The 15,308-nt window shown below is 37.9% G+C and carries 16 protein-coding genes; all 16 read left to right on the top strand.

The window, feature by feature from the left end; translation table 11 throughout:
* Positions 1-12: 12 nt before the first annotated feature.
* The gene (gene mgsA, locus ASE01S_RS00475; protein WP_067836490.1) at positions 13-417 is read left to right on the top strand and encodes a methylglyoxal synthase; all 405 of its coding nucleotides are present in this window, start codon (positions 13-15) and stop codon (positions 415-417) included.
* Between the two features lie 5 nt (positions 418-422).
* Positions 423-1,577 (top strand): N-acetyl-alpha-D-glucosaminyl L-malate synthase BshA, encoded by a 1,155-nt coding sequence (bshA, locus tag ASE01S_RS00470; protein WP_067836485.1) that lies wholly within the window; start codon positions 423-425, stop codon positions 1,575-1,577.
* Positions 1,561-2,769, top strand: coding sequence for a CCA tRNA nucleotidyltransferase (locus ASE01S_RS00465; protein ID WP_245630298.1), 1,209 nt, complete (start codon positions 1,561-1,563; stop codon positions 2,767-2,769). Before bshA ends, ASE01S_RS00465 begins: the two co-directional genes overlap by 17 nt.
* Positions 2,745-3,731, top strand: a complete 987-nt coding sequence (locus ASE01S_RS00460; protein ID WP_067836482.1) for a biotin--[acetyl-CoA-carboxylase] ligase — start codon at positions 2,745-2,747, stop codon at positions 3,729-3,731. The genes ASE01S_RS00465 and ASE01S_RS00460 overlap by 25 nt, the downstream gene beginning before the upstream one ends.
* Position 3,732: 1 nt before the next feature.
* Positions 3,733-4,575, top strand: a complete 843-nt coding sequence (panB, locus tag ASE01S_RS00455) for a 3-methyl-2-oxobutanoate hydroxymethyltransferase (RefSeq protein ID WP_067836479.1) — start codon at positions 3,733-3,735, stop codon at positions 4,573-4,575.
* On the top strand, positions 4,572-5,444 hold the full coding sequence (panC, locus tag ASE01S_RS00450; protein ID WP_067836476.1) for a pantoate--beta-alanine ligase: 873 nt from the start codon (positions 4,572-4,574) through the stop codon (positions 5,442-5,444). Before panB ends, panC begins: the two co-directional genes overlap by 4 nt.
* A gap of 14 nt (positions 5,445-5,458) precedes the next feature.
* Positions 5,459-5,845 (top strand): aspartate 1-decarboxylase, encoded by a 387-nt coding sequence (gene panD, locus ASE01S_RS00445; RefSeq protein WP_067836471.1) that lies wholly within the window; start codon positions 5,459-5,461, stop codon positions 5,843-5,845.
* A 385-nt stretch (positions 5,846-6,230) separates the two neighbouring features.
* Positions 6,231-8,948, top strand: a complete 2,718-nt coding sequence (dinG, locus tag ASE01S_RS00440) for an ATP-dependent DNA helicase DinG (RefSeq protein ID WP_067836467.1) — start codon at positions 6,231-6,233, stop codon at positions 8,946-8,948.
* Between the two features lie 149 nt (positions 8,949-9,097).
* Entirely contained in the window at positions 9,098-9,910 is an 813-nt protein-coding gene (locus ASE01S_RS00435; protein ID WP_067836463.1) for a ComEC/Rec2 family competence protein, read from the top strand.
* A gap of 68 nt (positions 9,911-9,978) precedes the next feature.
* Entirely contained in the window at positions 9,979-10,152 is a 174-nt protein-coding gene (locus tag ASE01S_RS15430; protein ID WP_083511974.1) for a YpmA family protein, read from the top strand.
* Positions 10,118-10,648: a hypothetical protein gene (locus tag ASE01S_RS00430; protein ID WP_067836459.1), complete on the top strand. Its 531-nt coding sequence runs from the start codon at positions 10,118-10,120 to the stop codon at positions 10,646-10,648. The genes ASE01S_RS15430 and ASE01S_RS00430 overlap by 35 nt, the downstream gene beginning before the upstream one ends.
* Before the next feature lie 18 nt (positions 10,649-10,666).
* The gene (locus tag ASE01S_RS00425; protein WP_067836456.1) at positions 10,667-11,854 is read left to right on the top strand and encodes a pyridoxal phosphate-dependent aminotransferase; all 1,188 of its coding nucleotides are present in this window, start codon (positions 10,667-10,669) and stop codon (positions 11,852-11,854) included.
* 27 nt (positions 11,855-11,881) lie between these two features.
* Entirely contained in the window at positions 11,882-13,174 is a 1,293-nt protein-coding gene (gene asnS / locus ASE01S_RS00420) for an asparagine--tRNA ligase (RefSeq protein WP_067836453.1), read from the top strand.
* A gap of 294 nt (positions 13,175-13,468) precedes the next feature.
* Positions 13,469-14,155, top strand: a complete 687-nt coding sequence (locus tag ASE01S_RS00415) for a DnaD domain-containing protein (RefSeq protein ID WP_067836449.1) — start codon at positions 13,469-13,471, stop codon at positions 14,153-14,155.
* Positions 14,156-14,169: 14 nt separating this feature from the next.
* Positions 14,170-14,841, top strand: a complete 672-nt coding sequence (gene nth / locus ASE01S_RS00410) for an endonuclease III (protein WP_067836445.1) — start codon at positions 14,170-14,172, stop codon at positions 14,839-14,841.
* Positions 14,828-15,175, top strand: coding sequence for a YpoC family protein (locus ASE01S_RS00405; RefSeq protein WP_067836442.1), 348 nt, complete (start codon positions 14,828-14,830; stop codon positions 15,173-15,175). The genes nth and ASE01S_RS00405 overlap by 14 nt, the downstream gene beginning before the upstream one ends.
* Positions 15,176-15,308 lie beyond the last annotated feature (133 nt).

Raw genomic sequence — 15,308 nt, 5'->3', positions numbered from 1 at the left:
GGAGCTATTTTTATGAAAATATCGTTAATTGCCCATGATGAAAAGAAAGAATTAATGATTGAATTTGCGATCTCGTATCAGCATATTTTACAAAAGCATCAGTTATTTGCTACAGGAACGACAGGAAAGCGAATTAGCGAAGCGACAGGACTTGCTGTTCATCGCTTTCAATCCGGTCCAATTGGTGGTGACCAACAAATTGGTGCCAAAATTGCAGAAAATGAAATGGATCTTGTCATCTTCTTTAGAGATCCTTTAACAGCCCAACCGCACGAACCAGATATTAGTGCCTTAATGCGTTTATGTGATGTGCATCAAATACCACTTGTCACAAATCTAGCTGGGGCAGAAATTATGATTCGCGCCCTTGAAGCAGGCTTTTTTGCTTGGCGTGATGTAGTAAAGGAAGATGAATAAACGCGATGACGACTAAGCTAAAAATTGGGGTGACCTGCTATCCTTCTGTAGGTGGTTCTGGGATTGTTGCGACAGAGCTAGGCAAGCAATTAGCTAGTCGAGGTCATGACATTCATTTTATTACGTCAGATATGCCCTTTCGCTTAGAGATGATATCACCACATATCTATTATCATCAGGTTGAAATGAACCACTATCCTGTGTTTCAGTATCCGCCTTATGATTTGGCATTAGCGAATAAAATGGCTGAGGTTATTGATCAGGAGCAGTTAGACGTGTTGCATGTCCACTACGCGATGCCGCATGCGATTTGTGCTATCCTTGCTAAACAAATGGCTAATAAAGATGTGAAAATTGTTACAACATTACATGGCACTGATATTACGATTTTAGGTATTGAGCGTAGTCTGAAAAAAATGATTAAATATGGGATTGAACAGTCTGATGTTGTTACGGCTGTTTCCAATAGTTTAGCCCAAGACACTTATGACCATCTTAGTGTTAACAAACCGATAGAAGTCATTTACAATTTTATTGATCATAGTCGCTATTATCCTTCAGACAAACGTGACTTAAAAGATGCCTATCAGATTAAACGTGATGAAAAGGTCATTATTCATATCTCTAATTTTAGAAAGGTTAAACGAATTGACGATGTAATCCATACGTTTGCCGAAATTATCAAGCATATTCCAGCAAAGCTATTACTCGTTGGAGATGGTCCAGAATATACAGCTATTTCTGAATTAGTTGAGCAACTACAAATTCAAAACCAAGTGCTTTTTTTGGGTAAGCAGCAGAATATTCCTGCATTGTTATCTATAGCAGATCTTAAGCTACTTATGTCTGAAAAGGAAAGCTTCGGCTTAGTGCTAATCGAAGCGATGGCTTGTGGTGTTCCGTGTATTGGAACAAAAATTGGCGGGATACCAGAAGTGATTAAGCACGGTGAAAATGGTTACCTAGTACCATTAGGAGACATAAAAGGAGCCAGTACCCACGCGGTAGAATTATTAACAGATCGAAAAAGCTGGCATGCTTTCTCAAAACAGGCACTTAAGGATGTACAAAGTATATTTCATGCCAATACGATTGTGTCAGAATATGAGGCACTCTATTATCGGTTACTTAAGGATGAGTTAAATGAGACAAGATGCTGACATGAAGAAAGCTAAGGCAGTTATCAATAGGATAAAGAAAGCTGGATACCAAGCCTATATCGTAGGAGGAGCCGTCAGGGATTATTTATTGGAAAAGCCCATTCATGATATTGATATTGCAACTTCAGCAAAGCCAGAGATGATTCAGCAGCTCTTTTCAAAGGTAATACCGATTGGTATTAATCATGGTACAGTGTTAGTTCGGTACCAGCATCAATCATTTGAAATTACAACTTTTCGTACTGAGAAGGGTTATTCAGATTTTCGCCATCCCGACGAGGTTTATTTTGTCGAATCGATTGAAGAAGATTTGTCACGTCGTGATTTTACGATTAATGCCATGGCTTTAGCTGAAAGTGGAGAGATTATTGATCCATTTGATGGCCAAGCGGATTTAAAGCTTAAACGAATTCGTTGTGTTGGCCAAGCTAAACAACGTTACTCTGAGGATCCGCTAAGAATATTGAGAGCATTACGATTTGTTAGCCAACTTAATTTCAATTTGGACCAACAATCATATGATACGATTAAGACATATAACCATTGGATCAAAAAAATTGCTATAGAGCGTATAACCGTTGAGTTAGTTAAATTGTTCCAAGGTCAAGCTAGCAGGCGTGCTGTTAATTATGCTATCCAGCTAGGGGTATTTCAGCAGTTACCCGTTTTTGAACAAAATGAGAAACTAGTTCAACCTTTGTTAGACTACAGTCAGACTGTGGATTATTTAGTCGAAATTTGGACATATCTGATTCTTAAAGTTGAGGATGCACCACTTTTATCCAATTGGTGTAAGGCTTACCGATTATCGAATAAAGAAAAGCTGGTGGGTCAAACGCTACTAGAAGCTTGGAGATGCTATCAGGAAGAAAGTTTGTCAAAATGGCTACTCTACCAGTTGCCTCCTGACTTAGACGATGTGTTTATCCGTTTGATTTCACAACTTACAAGTACACGAGTTACAACAAAACAGCTCATTGCGATAAGAGAGTCTCTACCAATAGTTAGTCGTAAACAACTTGATATTAATGGTGACAGGCTGATTAAACTTTATCCAAATCGAACCCGTGGTCCTTGGATTAAACTTTATTTAACAGAGATTGAGTATGAGGTCGTACAAAAAAATTTAAATAATGATTACAAAGAGATAAAGGAGTGGATTTTATCATGTCATCCACCCGAGAGAAGCTAATTACTTTATTGGCCAAGCACAGTCATACATTTGTTTCCGGCCAATGGCTATCCGAACAGCTCAACTTATCTCGAACAGCTGTATGGAAGCAAATAAAACAACTTAAGCTTGATGGCTATGAATTTGAAGCTACTCCTAATAAAGGCTATCGCTTAGTATCTACTCCGGATAAAATTAGCCAAAATACTATTTATTGGGGTTTGCAAACCAAGTGGCTTGGAAAGCCATTGCAGTATTATGATGAGCTTCCATCCACACAAATTCATGCCAATCAGGAAGCCCAAGCCGGAGCAAGTCAAGGATTGGTAGTTGTCGCTGAACGCCAAACAGCTGGAAAGGGACGTCTGAACCGCACGTGGTTTTCCAATAATTCTGGCGGACTTTGGTTTAGCTTTATTTTGCGACCAACATTATTGCCAACACAGGCTCCTCAGCTAACTTTACTTACTGCTACGGTACTTGCCGAGGTAATCGCTAATAAAACCAATTTACAGCCAAGTATTAAATGGCCTAATGATCTTTTAATTGGTGATAAAAAGGTCGCAGGGATATTAACTGAGATGCAGGCTGAGCAGGATGGCATTCATTATTTGGTCATAGGTATAGGATTGAACATTAATCAAGGGCCTGAAGCATTTGATGATCGTGTCAAAAATCGTGCGACCTCGTTATCCATTGAAGCGCAAAAACGATTTGATAAACGTGACCTGTTACAAGCGATTTTAACGAGGTTTGAGTATCATTATGAACACTATTTGGAGTATGGCTTTGAACAGGTCAAAAAAAACTGGGAGAGCTATGGTTATCGGATTAATCAATCGATTACTTATGTTACTAGAAATCAAACCCACAATGGGATCATAAAAGGGATAGCAGAAGATGGAGCACTATTAGTAGAGACGAAAAATAAGTCAGTAGAACGACTATATTCCGCAGAAATAGCATGGTTTGAGGAGGTATAGGATGAAAAGTAAATTAGATTTATTAGAAATGAAACAACAAAATGAAAAAATAACGATGGTAACAGCTTATGATTATCCTTCAGCAAAGCTTGTGGAGCAGGCTAATGTTGATATGATATTAGTCGGAGATTCATTAGGAATGGTAGTATTAGGGTATGAATCAACGATCAAGGTAACGATTGATGATATGATTCATCATGCAAAGGCAGCTCGACGCGGAGCACCTCATACGTTCATTGTTGTCGATATGCCGTTTATGTCTTACCATATTTCACTCGAACAGTCATTAGAAAATGCTAAACGACTTTTTCAGGAGTCTGAAGCACAAGCACTTAAAGTTGAGGGAGGTTCAACAGAAGTACTAGAGCTTACTAAACGTTTAACTCAAGCAGGGATTCCGGTTGTTGCTCATATTGGTCTTACACCTCAGTCTGTAAATGTATTTGGTGGTTTTAAAGTACAAGGAAAAGATCAACAAGGGGCTGCCCGTATCATGCAAGAGGCAAAGGCATTAGAAGCGAGTGGTGCGATTGCATGTGTGTTAGAAGGGATACCGAAAGAGCTAGCAGAAGTCATTACCAATCAATTAGCAATTCCGACCATCGGAATAGGGGCTGGAATTGCTTGTGATGGTCAGGTGCTCGTCTATCATGACCTATTGCAATATGGAGTAGAACGTTTTCCTAAGTTTGTTAAAAACTATGCTGATATTAATACGGTTATTGTTAAGGCCTTAACTAGCTATGTGGCTGATGTAAAGCAGTCCCATTTCCCTGAAGATCGACATAGTTATGTTCTACCGCCAGACACGACCTTGTCTGACATCGTGGGGGACAAGTCATGAAGATTATTCGCAACGTAGCGGAAATGCAAAAGCAAAGCATGGAGCTAAAGCGAGCTGGTAAAACCATTGGCTTTACGCCGACAATGGGGTATTTACATGAAGGACATGCCTCGTTGATGGAGCAGGCTAGAGTTGAATCGGATATTGTCGTGGCCAGTATTTTTGTTAATCCATTACAATTTGGGGCTAATGAAGATTTTGATCAATATCCACGTGATGAAGCAAGGGACATTCAATTAGCTAAGGAAAAAGGGGTAGACTACCTGTTTATCCCTGCCGTTTCTGATATGTATCCAAACCCGACTGGAATTCAAATGCTTCCAAATCAACGTATAGCGGTTTTATGCGATCGCTCACGTCCTGGTCATTTTCAAGGCGTCTTGGTTGTATTGTCTAAGCTTTTTCATCTTGTTCAGCCAGACTATGCCTATTTCGGTATGAAGGATGCTCAGCAACTTGCCATTGTCGATCTACTCATTAAGGATTTGAATTTTCCAATCCAACTACGAATGGTTCCAACGGTTAGAGAAGAGGATGGTCTCGCCAAAAGTAGTCGTAATGTTAACTTAACGAGTCAAGAACGAGCAGAAGCACCTCATTTATATCAAGCTCTCCAGCTTGCTGAAACAAAAATTGTTGACGGTGAAAAAAATCCTGTTAATATAGTGGATGAAGTCAAACAATATATAAAGACGTATACGTCAGCTCTAATTGATTATGTCGAAATATTGTCATTTCCTAATTTAACAGCTGTTGATTGGATTGATCAGGATGTGATTATAGCACTTGCTGTTCAATATCAACATGTGCGATTAATCGACAATATAATTGTAAATAAAGCTGGAGAACGTGTTCACGCACTTAGGTGAGGAGGTATGCTAAGATGTATCGAACAATGATGAAAGCAAAGATTCATCGTGCTAGAGTTAGTCAAGCTAACTTAGACTATGTAGGCAGTATTACAATTGATCAAGATATTATGGAAGCCGTTGATATTCTTCCTCATGAGAAAGTTCAAATTGTCAATAACAATAATGGTGCCCGACTAGAAACTTATGTTATTCCTGGTGAGCGTGGCAGTAAAATGTTTTGTTTAAATGGTGCAGCAGCAAGATTAGTACAAGTGAATGATATTATTATTATCGTTTCGTATGCTAGCGTTGCAGAGCAAGATTTAACAACCTTTAAGCCGAGAGTAGCTCTAATGAATGAGGCCAATGAGATTGTAAAAATGTTAGAACAAGAGCCACCTTTAACGGAATATAAATAATTTATCGAGATCGATCAAACGATAACAATCAGCTTTTAACCGAGTAAACACGTAAGACTTGGAGTAGCTTTTCGAGTTAGGTAAACGGACGCGGGAGAGATCATCGTGTTAATATCGTTTCTAGCTGGAAAATGTCACACAAAAACGTGACAGGACAGGCATAAGCTTGTTTGCTCCAAGTCTTTTCGTGCATTACGAGATTCAACTCGTGTCTTGTAAGCGACCTGCTTAATCTTTAAGCTAGCCAATTAATGATTAGGGTAGGGTGATAGGTTAATTCCAAACGCGTATTGAATGCCTTTCAAGCACTAATGTTTTGTTATTACCTATTTAATTGCTGTGCAGTAAAAGATATACAAACCTAAACATTATGGGACTGATAATTATGAATAAATTTGCTGTAGTGGATTTAGAAACAACGGGTAATGCTCCCCATAAGAATGATCGGATTATTGAAATTGGGATTGTTATCTATGAAAACAATCAAATTACATCCCAATATAGCCAATTAATTAATCCAAATCAGCATATCTCACGATTTATTACCCACTTAACAGGGATATCGAATCAGATGGTGATGGACCAACCATCATTCGACCAAGTAGCAAGAGATATTCGTGCCATGTTTGAGGACGCTTATTTCGTTGCACATAACGTTCCATTTGATTTAGGATTTCTAAATGTTGAGTTGAAAAATGCTGGGTTGATGCCTATTAATCAACCCATTATTGATACGGTTGAGTTAAGTCGTATTTTGCTGCCACAAGCACCTAGTTTTAAACTCAGTCAGCTGTCTGATTGGTTGAAGCTACAACATGTTGATCCACATCGTGCATTCTCAGATGCCTATGTAACAGCTAAATTACTTGACCAACTGCTAAATAAGCTTAATGTGTTACCTTTAACAACTATTAAACGTCTAACTCAATTAGAACCCTATCTAAAAAGTAGTCTTGGTCAAATCTTACACAAACTAAAAGAACAGCAAAAGAAAAATCAAGCGGTTAATGAAGCGTTTGAGTATGCTTATGGGTTGGCATTTAAGCCTATCGAGGATCAACTGGTCTCTAAAAGTCAACAAGAGCTAACCTTTGGTGAATATCTTGACCATCTTTTTTCAGATCATAGTCCCTTTCATCATGTATTTCCACATTTTGAATTTCGTACGGGTCAAAGAGAGATGGCTGAATACGTTTTTCACGCGTTTACAAGTGGAAAGCATGCATTAATTGAAGCAGATACCGGTACAGGAAAAACTTTGGCTTATCTAGTGGCTGCACTTTATTATGCGATCCATAATCAAGAACAAGTTTTGATCAGTACATATTTAACACAATTACAAAAACAACTTATCAACCAAGAGATACCGAGATTGCAAGAGGCACTACCTTTTTCATTTACTACAACGGTACTAAAAGGAAAACACCATTATCTGAGTTTAAGGTTATTCAGTCAGGCTTTACAGGAACAAAATATTGATCATTATGATCATGCTTTAACCAAGGCGATCTTAACAGTCTGGCTTACAGAGACAACGACAGGAGATATTGATGATGTTCAGCTTCCTCAAACCGGCTATCAGTTTTTTAGGCAAGTATCGGTAGCGATGGAAGAATCGTTACCTTCAGGTCATGATAAGTCCTTTTGCTATTATACTAAGGCACAGCTACGTGCTCAACGTGCTGATTTAATCATTATTAATCATGCTTTACTTGGTGCTTCATTCACTCATGAGTCGATCTTGCCTAAATTGAAAAAAATCATTGTTGATGAAGCTCATCAGCTTTCTCGAGCAACTGCCCATCACTTTGGGATAAAGCTTGATTACGTCACCTATCAACGGCACATGGACCGTATTGAAGCTTTAATCAAACGGATTGGAACTTCTGAAAAAAGTGACTTATTTAAACTGATCAGTCACTTGAGAGAAGAAGGGGATACGCTGTTTCGGTTTCTCTATTTGCTTGCCCATGGCACTGAACACCGCGCTACTAATGATATTGGTCGAGTTCAGTATCAAGTTGAAGATGATCATCATGATTGGCAACTCGCTATTGATTTAGCTGACCGGATCAAATTTTTATTATTAGAATTTATTACTGAATTTAAAAAATTACAAGACCAAGAATCACGGCACAGTGTAATAATAAGTCAATCCATTGAAGAAATTAACGAGCTGAAACAAATAATCAGTCAGTATTTTAGTAGCTCCGATCATCAGGTTAAAGTACAGTGGATTGAAGCTGACCCCCATGGTGCACCAAATGCTGTTTATCTTTTTCAAGAGCCATTAAATATAGATACCCTATTAAGGGAGCAATGCTTTGATCACTATGAAAGTGTAGTATTAACGAGCGCTACTCTAACCGTTGCACAGGATTTCGATTATTTTAAAGAGCAAGTTGGATTGCTTGGTGCAGATCTAATAGAAAGAAGAATCCCTTCACCATATGATTATCCAAATCAAGTCAAAGTACTGATCCCGAATGATTTTCCAACGGCTCACTACCGAAGTATGGATCCATTTATTGAAGCAACGTGTGAAGCCATCTTTAGTTTAGCAGAGCTTACAAAAGGTCGAATGTTAATCCTTTTTAATGCTTACGATATGTTAAAAAAAGCATATGCTTTATTGAAAAATTGGTTTAATGATGATTATTTGCTAATCGCCCAAGGAATTTCTAGTGGAAGCCACGAACGATTAAAAAAGAATTTTCAAAATTTTGACCAAGCCATTTTATTAGGGACGAATGCTTTTTGGGAAGGACTTGACATACCTGGCAAGGACTTAGCATGTGTCGTTATTGTCCGACTACCTTTTGATTCACCCAATCATCCGGTTTATCATTTGCAAGGTGAGCAGCTCAAGCAGCAAGGAAAAAATCCATTTGTGCGACTTTCACTTCCAAGAGCTGTTATCCGTTTTAAACAAGGCTTTGGGAGGTTAATTCGTTCACAAAACGATCAAGGTATTATCTTCATTTGTGATGATCGAATTATGACCAAGCCATATGGCAGGAAGTTTATTGAATCTATTCCAGAGGTACCTATCTATCACCGTCGAACACATGAACTGTTAGATATCGCTAAATATTCCCTATAGGTGCCTGTTTGAAAAAGTGCTCTAATATTAGCAGGATAGGGGCGGGGTTTTTCACATTATAAAATGAGTAGTCGAAAAAACAAATCGGTTTAGTATGGTGGATAAATAATGACTTATACTATTAACTAGTAATTTCTTGAGGTGAGGTCATGCTTAAGCGCCATTTAAACTGGCTAGTTATGTTATTTATTCCGATTTTCTTAGCCTTTTCAAATCCGATTGTACTTAAAAATGATGGAGTTGCACTTTACTTTATTGATTTACCAGATGGTGAGGCAACATTAATCAAAACCAGTGATGACCATTTCAGTTTAATTAATACAGGTTCATTAGAGAGTAGAGCCCATTTAGCTGATGCGATCACCGATCTTAATGTGAATAAGATTGATTATTTAATTGTAACTGAACATGATCCAGCCTATTCGGCTAATACTGATTGGGTGCTCGATCATTATCAGGTCAATCATTATTACGATATAACAGATACGAACCAAGTCGGTCAAACATTGAAAACAGGTGATCGATATCCTTTGTCGCCACTGCTCACTTTCCATGTCTTGAAGGTTAATTCGGAGAAGCAATCTAGCACCAATTTACTAACATATCGAGATCAGGCTATCTTATTTTTGGGACGAACTAATTTTACTAAGAGTGACATCTCTTTAACAAAGGATTATCATGTCCGTGCTATTAAGATCGCCCACTTCGCGATCCAATTTGCGCCAGAGCCAGCTGTCCTTAAAAAATTGAATCCAGATTTTGCGATTATCTTTGCATTAAAAAATCGAGTTGCAAATCACGATTTACTATCTTATTTAACTGAGCAGTGGGTGGATGTCTATCAATTAGAGTTTACCGGATCATTAATGCTTGTATTTTTTGAGGATAAATATGAATTATTTGAGGAATTTAAACTAAAAAATCCAGATCTATTAACGTTTTTGCCAAAAAAACTGTTATAATGTAATCAGGTTTATCAGTTAGTCATATTTAGACCATTTTAATTAATGAAATAAAAGGCTGGGATACTATGAGGAATGAAAAAATAGAAACATTATCGACAGTAAAGTTACAACACAATCCAGAGCTTTACAAAATTGTAGACAGCTTAAATCGAACCTTAAAAGACGATGACTTAATGTTCGGTTTAGCATTAGATGAGGAAGATAATGAGACGGCAGTCTTCACAATATATCGAACTTAGCTGGGTTAAAATTACCTTATCGCTCCTCTTATTATGTATTTTAGCTTTGATTGGGTTTAGCATTTATTTATATTCATCGATTGAGTCGAATCGAACACGTGATTTTAAATTTACTGAAGCAAGATTAGAAGAGCAACTATCGCTTGATCAGATCATAACGTTATCTCGTTATCACGGTACGATATATTATCATGTTGCTGTTGTTAAAACAATAGAACAAGAGCAGCTTATTGTTTTTATTAATCAAGATGATCCAGAAGCTGATTTAGTTGTTTTTGATCAAGAAGAACTTGTTACTGAAGACGAAATTATGACTTTATGGCGTAGTCAAACGTCGTACCAAGAGCTTTATCACACTCAATATGGACTTCGTAATCAGACCCCTTTATTAGAAATCGTTTACCTTGATCAAGATAAACGGCTTAGCTATGATTACTACCGTTTGGACGATGGCTCATTTGATAGTGGTATTTCGTTTGCCCATGATACTTACTAGTAGAAAGGTGATTTTTGTATGCAGTTAGCGAGACGCGTTCAAGCTTTAACACCATCATCAACTTTGGCGATTACAGCTAAAGCTAAAGCTCTCAAACAAGCAGGACATGATGTAATTGGTTTAGGCGCTGGTGAGCCTGATTTTAATACACCAGACTTTATAGTAGAAGCAGCTCAAACCGCGATGAATGAGGGCTTAACTCGATATACACAGGCTGGTGGTATTTTAGAATTGAGAGAAGCGATTGTTAATAAGATTTACCGTGATCAACAGCTAAGCTACGATCCAGACCAAGTAGTTGTCACAACGGGAGCTAAACACGCACTTTATACATTATTTCAAGTTTTACTCAATGACGGGGATGAGGTGATTGTTCCTAGTCCATATTGGGTAAGCTATCCTGAACAGATTAAGTTAGCTGGTGGCGTTCCCGTATTAATAACATGTCATGAGCAGAATCAATTTAAATTAACACCTGAGCAATTAGAGGCAAGCATCACAGCTAAATCGCGAGCTGTCATTATTAACTCTCCGAGTAACCCTACTGGGATGATGTATACGGAAGCCGAATTGGCTGCACTTGGAGAAGTATGTCTAAAATATAATATTCTCATTATCTCAGACGAGATTTATGAAAAATTAATTTATACCGAACAAGCACACATTTCAATCGCTCAGCTTTCCGAAAAACTAAAAAAACAAACCATTATGATTAATGGTGTTTCGAAGTCTCACGCAATGACAGGATGGCGAATAGGTTATGCGCTAGGCTGTAAAACGATTATAAAAGCAATGGCGAATCTGATTTCGCATTCAACTTCTAATCCAACAACAATTGCTCAATACGCAGCACTTGCAGCTTATCAAGCTGATGAAACAGAAATTGAAAAAATGAAAGTTGCGTTTAAACAAAGATTAAATCAGACACATAAACGTCTCAATCAACTACCCGGAGTCACATGTGTGAAACCGATGGGAGCATTTTATTTATTTCCTAATGTTAAAGAAGCGGTAGCCAAGACAGGATTCTCCTCAGTCGATGAGTGGGTAACGGCAATCTTAGAAGAAGAGAAGGTCGCACTTATACCAGGTAGTGGTTTTGGGGCACCCGATTATGTTAGGCTATCCTATGCGATAGAGCTTGAACAATTAACTGAAGCAATTCAGCGGATTGAGAACTTTATCCTAAGACATCAAGTCGATTAAATTATATGGTATTTTGGAGGTTACGTAGTGAAAACAACAATTAATCAGGTTGATAAGTATTTAGATCAGGAAGTCAGAATAGGAGCATGGTTAGCGAATAAACGTTCAAGTGGTAAAATAGCATTTTTACAATTACGTGATGGAACAGGGTTTATCCAGGGTGTAGTAGTAAAAAGTGATGTTGATGAAGAAACATTTACAAAAGCTAAAGCCCTTACCCAAGAAACATCTGTTTATGTGACCGGGACGATTGTAGAAGATACACGTTCACCTTTTGGTTATGAAATGCAAGTCAAGCAGTTAGACATTATTGATGAATCTGTTGATTTTCCAATTACACCTAAGGAACATGGAACAGAATTTTTAATGGATCACCGTCATCTTTGGCTACGTTCGAAGCGACAGCATGCGGTTATGAAAATCCGTAATGAAATTATTCGTGCCACGTATCAGTTTTTTAGTGATGAAGGCTTTATTAAAATTGACCCGCCAATTTTAACGGGTTCAGCAGCAGAGGGAACAACCGAGCTTTTCCACACGAAATACTTTGATGAAGAGGCATATCTATCACAAAGTGGGCAATTATATATGGAAGCTGCTGCCATGGCTTTTGGTAAAGTCTTTTCATTTGGGCCTACTTTTCGAGCTGAAAAGTCAAAAACACGTCGTCATTTAATCGAGTTTTGGATGATCGAACCAGAAATGGCTTTTGTAGAACATGAAGAAAGCTTAGTGATTCAGGAAAACTATGTTAGCTACTTAGCCCAATCCGTTTTAAAAAATTGCAGCTTAGAGCTTAATACCTTGGACCGTGACATAGATAAATTGGCAAATGTGACAGCTCCTTTTCCACGTATTACATATGATCAAGCGATAGATCTATTAAAAGAAAAGGGCTTTAATGATATTCAATGGGGAGAGGACTTTGGGGCACCGCATGAGACTGCCATTGCCGAAAGCTTCGATAAACCGGTGTTCATTACCCATTATCCAGCAAACATTAAAGCTTTTTATATGAAACCTGATCCGAAACGACCAGAGGTGGTGCTATGTGCTGATTTAATCGCACCAGAAGGTTACGGAGAGATTATTGGTGGATCACAGCGAATTGATGATTTAGCTTTAATGAAACAACGTTATCAAGAGCATGGTTTAGCTGGTGATGCTTATCAATGGTACTTAGAATTACGTCAATATGGAAGTGTTCCACATTCAGGTTTTGGCTTAGGGCTAGAGCGAACAGTGGCTTGGTTTGCAGGAGTTGAACATGTTCGTGAAACCATTCCATTCCCACGTTTACTAAATAGACTTTATCCTTAATCTGTCTGATCAAAAAATGTTGAATGAAAAAAGCGGCTGACGAGTTGTGCAGCAAAGGATATGATACTAGCACAAACACGTGCTACCCATCAACGCCGGAGTCTTTAACTTTATTCAGCCGGGTTTGAAATACAAATATACATTCATTCACCACTGCTAGAGGTGGGATACTTCTGCTGAATGCAGTTCAAACAATAATTAACGACCCTCGATTGTTGAATCGAGGGTTTTTAGTCAGTAAGGTAGGACGTGTATTAATGCGATATGTTAAACTATTGGATAGAGGTGAACAGCATGAACGAAAAAGAAAGGTATCAAATTTTTTTGCAGGACCAGCTGACTATACCCGCTCGTTTGCTTAGAGATTATCATAAATTACATTTAACTGAACAAGAATTAATCGTGCTGTTGCATATCCATCGCTTCCAGTCTATTGGAAAGATGTTTCCAACCCCTGCAGAAATTGCAGAACTCGTTTCCTTTGATGAGCAAACTTGTAGTCAATTGCTACGCCAACTGATGCAAAAGCATTGTTTATCTATCATTGAAAACAAGAATTCAGATGCAAAGGTTGATGAGCGTTATTCACTGGAGCCTTTGTGGGAACAGCTATTTATAGAGAAAGTTCAGTCAGATTCTACTCAAAATGAACATATTATGAATATCTTTATTTTATTTGAACAAGAATTTGGTCGTGCTTTATCCCCGATTGAAATTGAAACAATTAATATATGGCTCGATCAAGATAACTATGATCCTTCACTGATTAAAGCCGCCTTACGTGAAGCAGTCTTAATGAGCAAATTAAATTTCAAGTATATTGATCGTATTCTCCGTGAGTGGGAGCGTAAAGGTATTCAGACCGTTGAACAAGCGCGTAAACAAGCTAAATCCTTTCATACCCATCAGCAAAGTAATGATCAACAGACAATAAAGCGTGATTCATCGGTATATTACAATTGGCTAGAGGAAGATGAATAGGGGGGAATCGATAAATGTTAAATAATAAGCAAATGAGACATGTTCTTGATCAGTTTGCAAAAATGTTTCCAGATGCAGAATGTGAGCTTGTTCATAAAAATGCGTTTGAGCTTATTATTGCAGTCGCATTATCAGCTCAATGTACCGATCAATTGGTAAATAAAGTGACGAAAACATTATTTCAAAAATATCAAAGACCTGAAGATTACCTTGCTGTTCCATTAGAGGAATTACAGCAAGATATCAAATCAATTGGCTTGTATCGAAATAAAGCTAAAAATATTCAGAAGCTTTGCCAAGCCCTTATTGATCGCTTTGATGGAAATGTTCCAAGCAGCAGAGAAGAATTGGAATCACTGGCTGGAGTAGGAAGAAAGACAGCTAATGTCGTTATGTCGGTCGCTTTTAATGAACCAGCCATTGCCGTGGATACCCATGTTGAACGTGTCTCAAAACGGTTGGGTATTTGTCGATGGAAGGATTCACCTTTGGAGGTTGAAAAAACGCTCATGCGACGTGTCCCAAAAGAAGAGTGGAGTGATACGCATCATCGCTTTATTTTCTTTGGTCGCTACCATTGTAAGGCACGAAACCCACAATGTGAAGTTTGCCCCTTATTGGACATCTGCCGTGAGGGACAAAAAAGAATGAAGCAAAAGGGGAAGATGGGCTATGAAAAAACTTGATCCATTTTGGGTTGAAAGTTGGAAAGAAGTTAGTCGTGAATTGACTCATCTCTATCAAACGAAGCAATATGACAAAACAATTGAGCCAATGAAAAGCTATATTCACATATTTTTAACTGCTTTATATCAGCTTAATCAGCTCGAACAATCTGAAGCTAATCAACCATTAATAGATTTAAATAAACTTAAGCATGCACCGATTAATTTATCAGAGCGCATCGATTATATTCAATCAAATCCGAGTCAATATCATGCATATATACAGTTAAATGCCTTATTTAATGAGCTTGAAAAGCTATACGCTAAAGTTTCAATTATGAGTAAGTATACGTGATTTTTACCGTCCATGCAGAGCAAGATTGCTAACTATTTAACCCCCGCAAGCAATGAAACCATAGACTGTCAATATCGACAACAAATAAAAAGGTTCTACTCATCATTATTGATAAGTAGAACCTTTGTTTATT

The organism is Amphibacillus sediminis NBRC 103570, assembly GCF_001552275.1.
In the GTDB taxonomy this organism is placed as follows: Bacteria; Bacillota; Bacilli; order Bacillales; family Amphibacillaceae; genus Amphibacillus_B; species Amphibacillus_B sediminis.
This window is presented reverse-complemented; position numbering and strand designations above follow the sequence as displayed.

Bases quoted from the DNA above. Each gene is read 5' to 3' on its own strand.
- mgsA (WP_067836490.1), top strand. From the start codon at position 13: ATGAAAATATCGTTAATTGCCCATGATGAAAAGAAAGAATTAATGATT.
- bshA (WP_067836485.1), top strand. From the start codon at position 423: ATGACGACTAAGCTAAAAATTGGGGTGACCTGCTATCCTTCTGTAGGT.
- ASE01S_RS00465 (WP_245630298.1), top strand. From the start codon at position 1,561: ATGAGACAAGATGCTGACATGAAGAAAGCTAAGGCAGTTATCAATAGG.
- ASE01S_RS00460 (WP_067836482.1), top strand. From the start codon at position 2,745: ATGTCATCCACCCGAGAGAAGCTAATTACTTTATTGGCCAAGCACAGT.
- panB (WP_067836479.1), top strand. From the start codon at position 3,733: ATGAAAAGTAAATTAGATTTATTAGAAATGAAACAACAAAATGAAAAA.
- panC (WP_067836476.1), top strand. From the start codon at position 4,572: ATGAAGATTATTCGCAACGTAGCGGAAATGCAAAAGCAAAGCATGGAG.
- panD (WP_067836471.1), top strand. From the start codon at position 5,459: ATGTATCGAACAATGATGAAAGCAAAGATTCATCGTGCTAGAGTTAGT.
- dinG (WP_067836467.1), top strand. From the start codon at position 6,231: ATGAATAAATTTGCTGTAGTGGATTTAGAAACAACGGGTAATGCTCCC.
- ASE01S_RS00435 (WP_067836463.1), top strand. From the start codon at position 9,098: ATGCTTAAGCGCCATTTAAACTGGCTAGTTATGTTATTTATTCCGATT.
- ASE01S_RS15430 (WP_083511974.1), top strand. From the start codon at position 9,979: ATGAGGAATGAAAAAATAGAAACATTATCGACAGTAAAGTTACAACAC.
- ASE01S_RS00430 (WP_067836459.1), top strand. From the start codon at position 10,118: ATGAGACGGCAGTCTTCACAATATATCGAACTTAGCTGGGTTAAAATT.
- ASE01S_RS00425 (WP_067836456.1), top strand. From the start codon at position 10,667: ATGCAGTTAGCGAGACGCGTTCAAGCTTTAACACCATCATCAACTTTG.
- ASE01S_RS00415 (WP_067836449.1), top strand. From the start codon at position 13,469: ATGAACGAAAAAGAAAGGTATCAAATTTTTTTGCAGGACCAGCTGACT.
- nth (WP_067836445.1), top strand. From the start codon at position 14,170: ATGTTAAATAATAAGCAAATGAGACATGTTCTTGATCAGTTTGCAAAA.
- ASE01S_RS00405 (WP_067836442.1), top strand. From the start codon at position 14,828: ATGAAAAAACTTGATCCATTTTGGGTTGAAAGTTGGAAAGAAGTTAGT.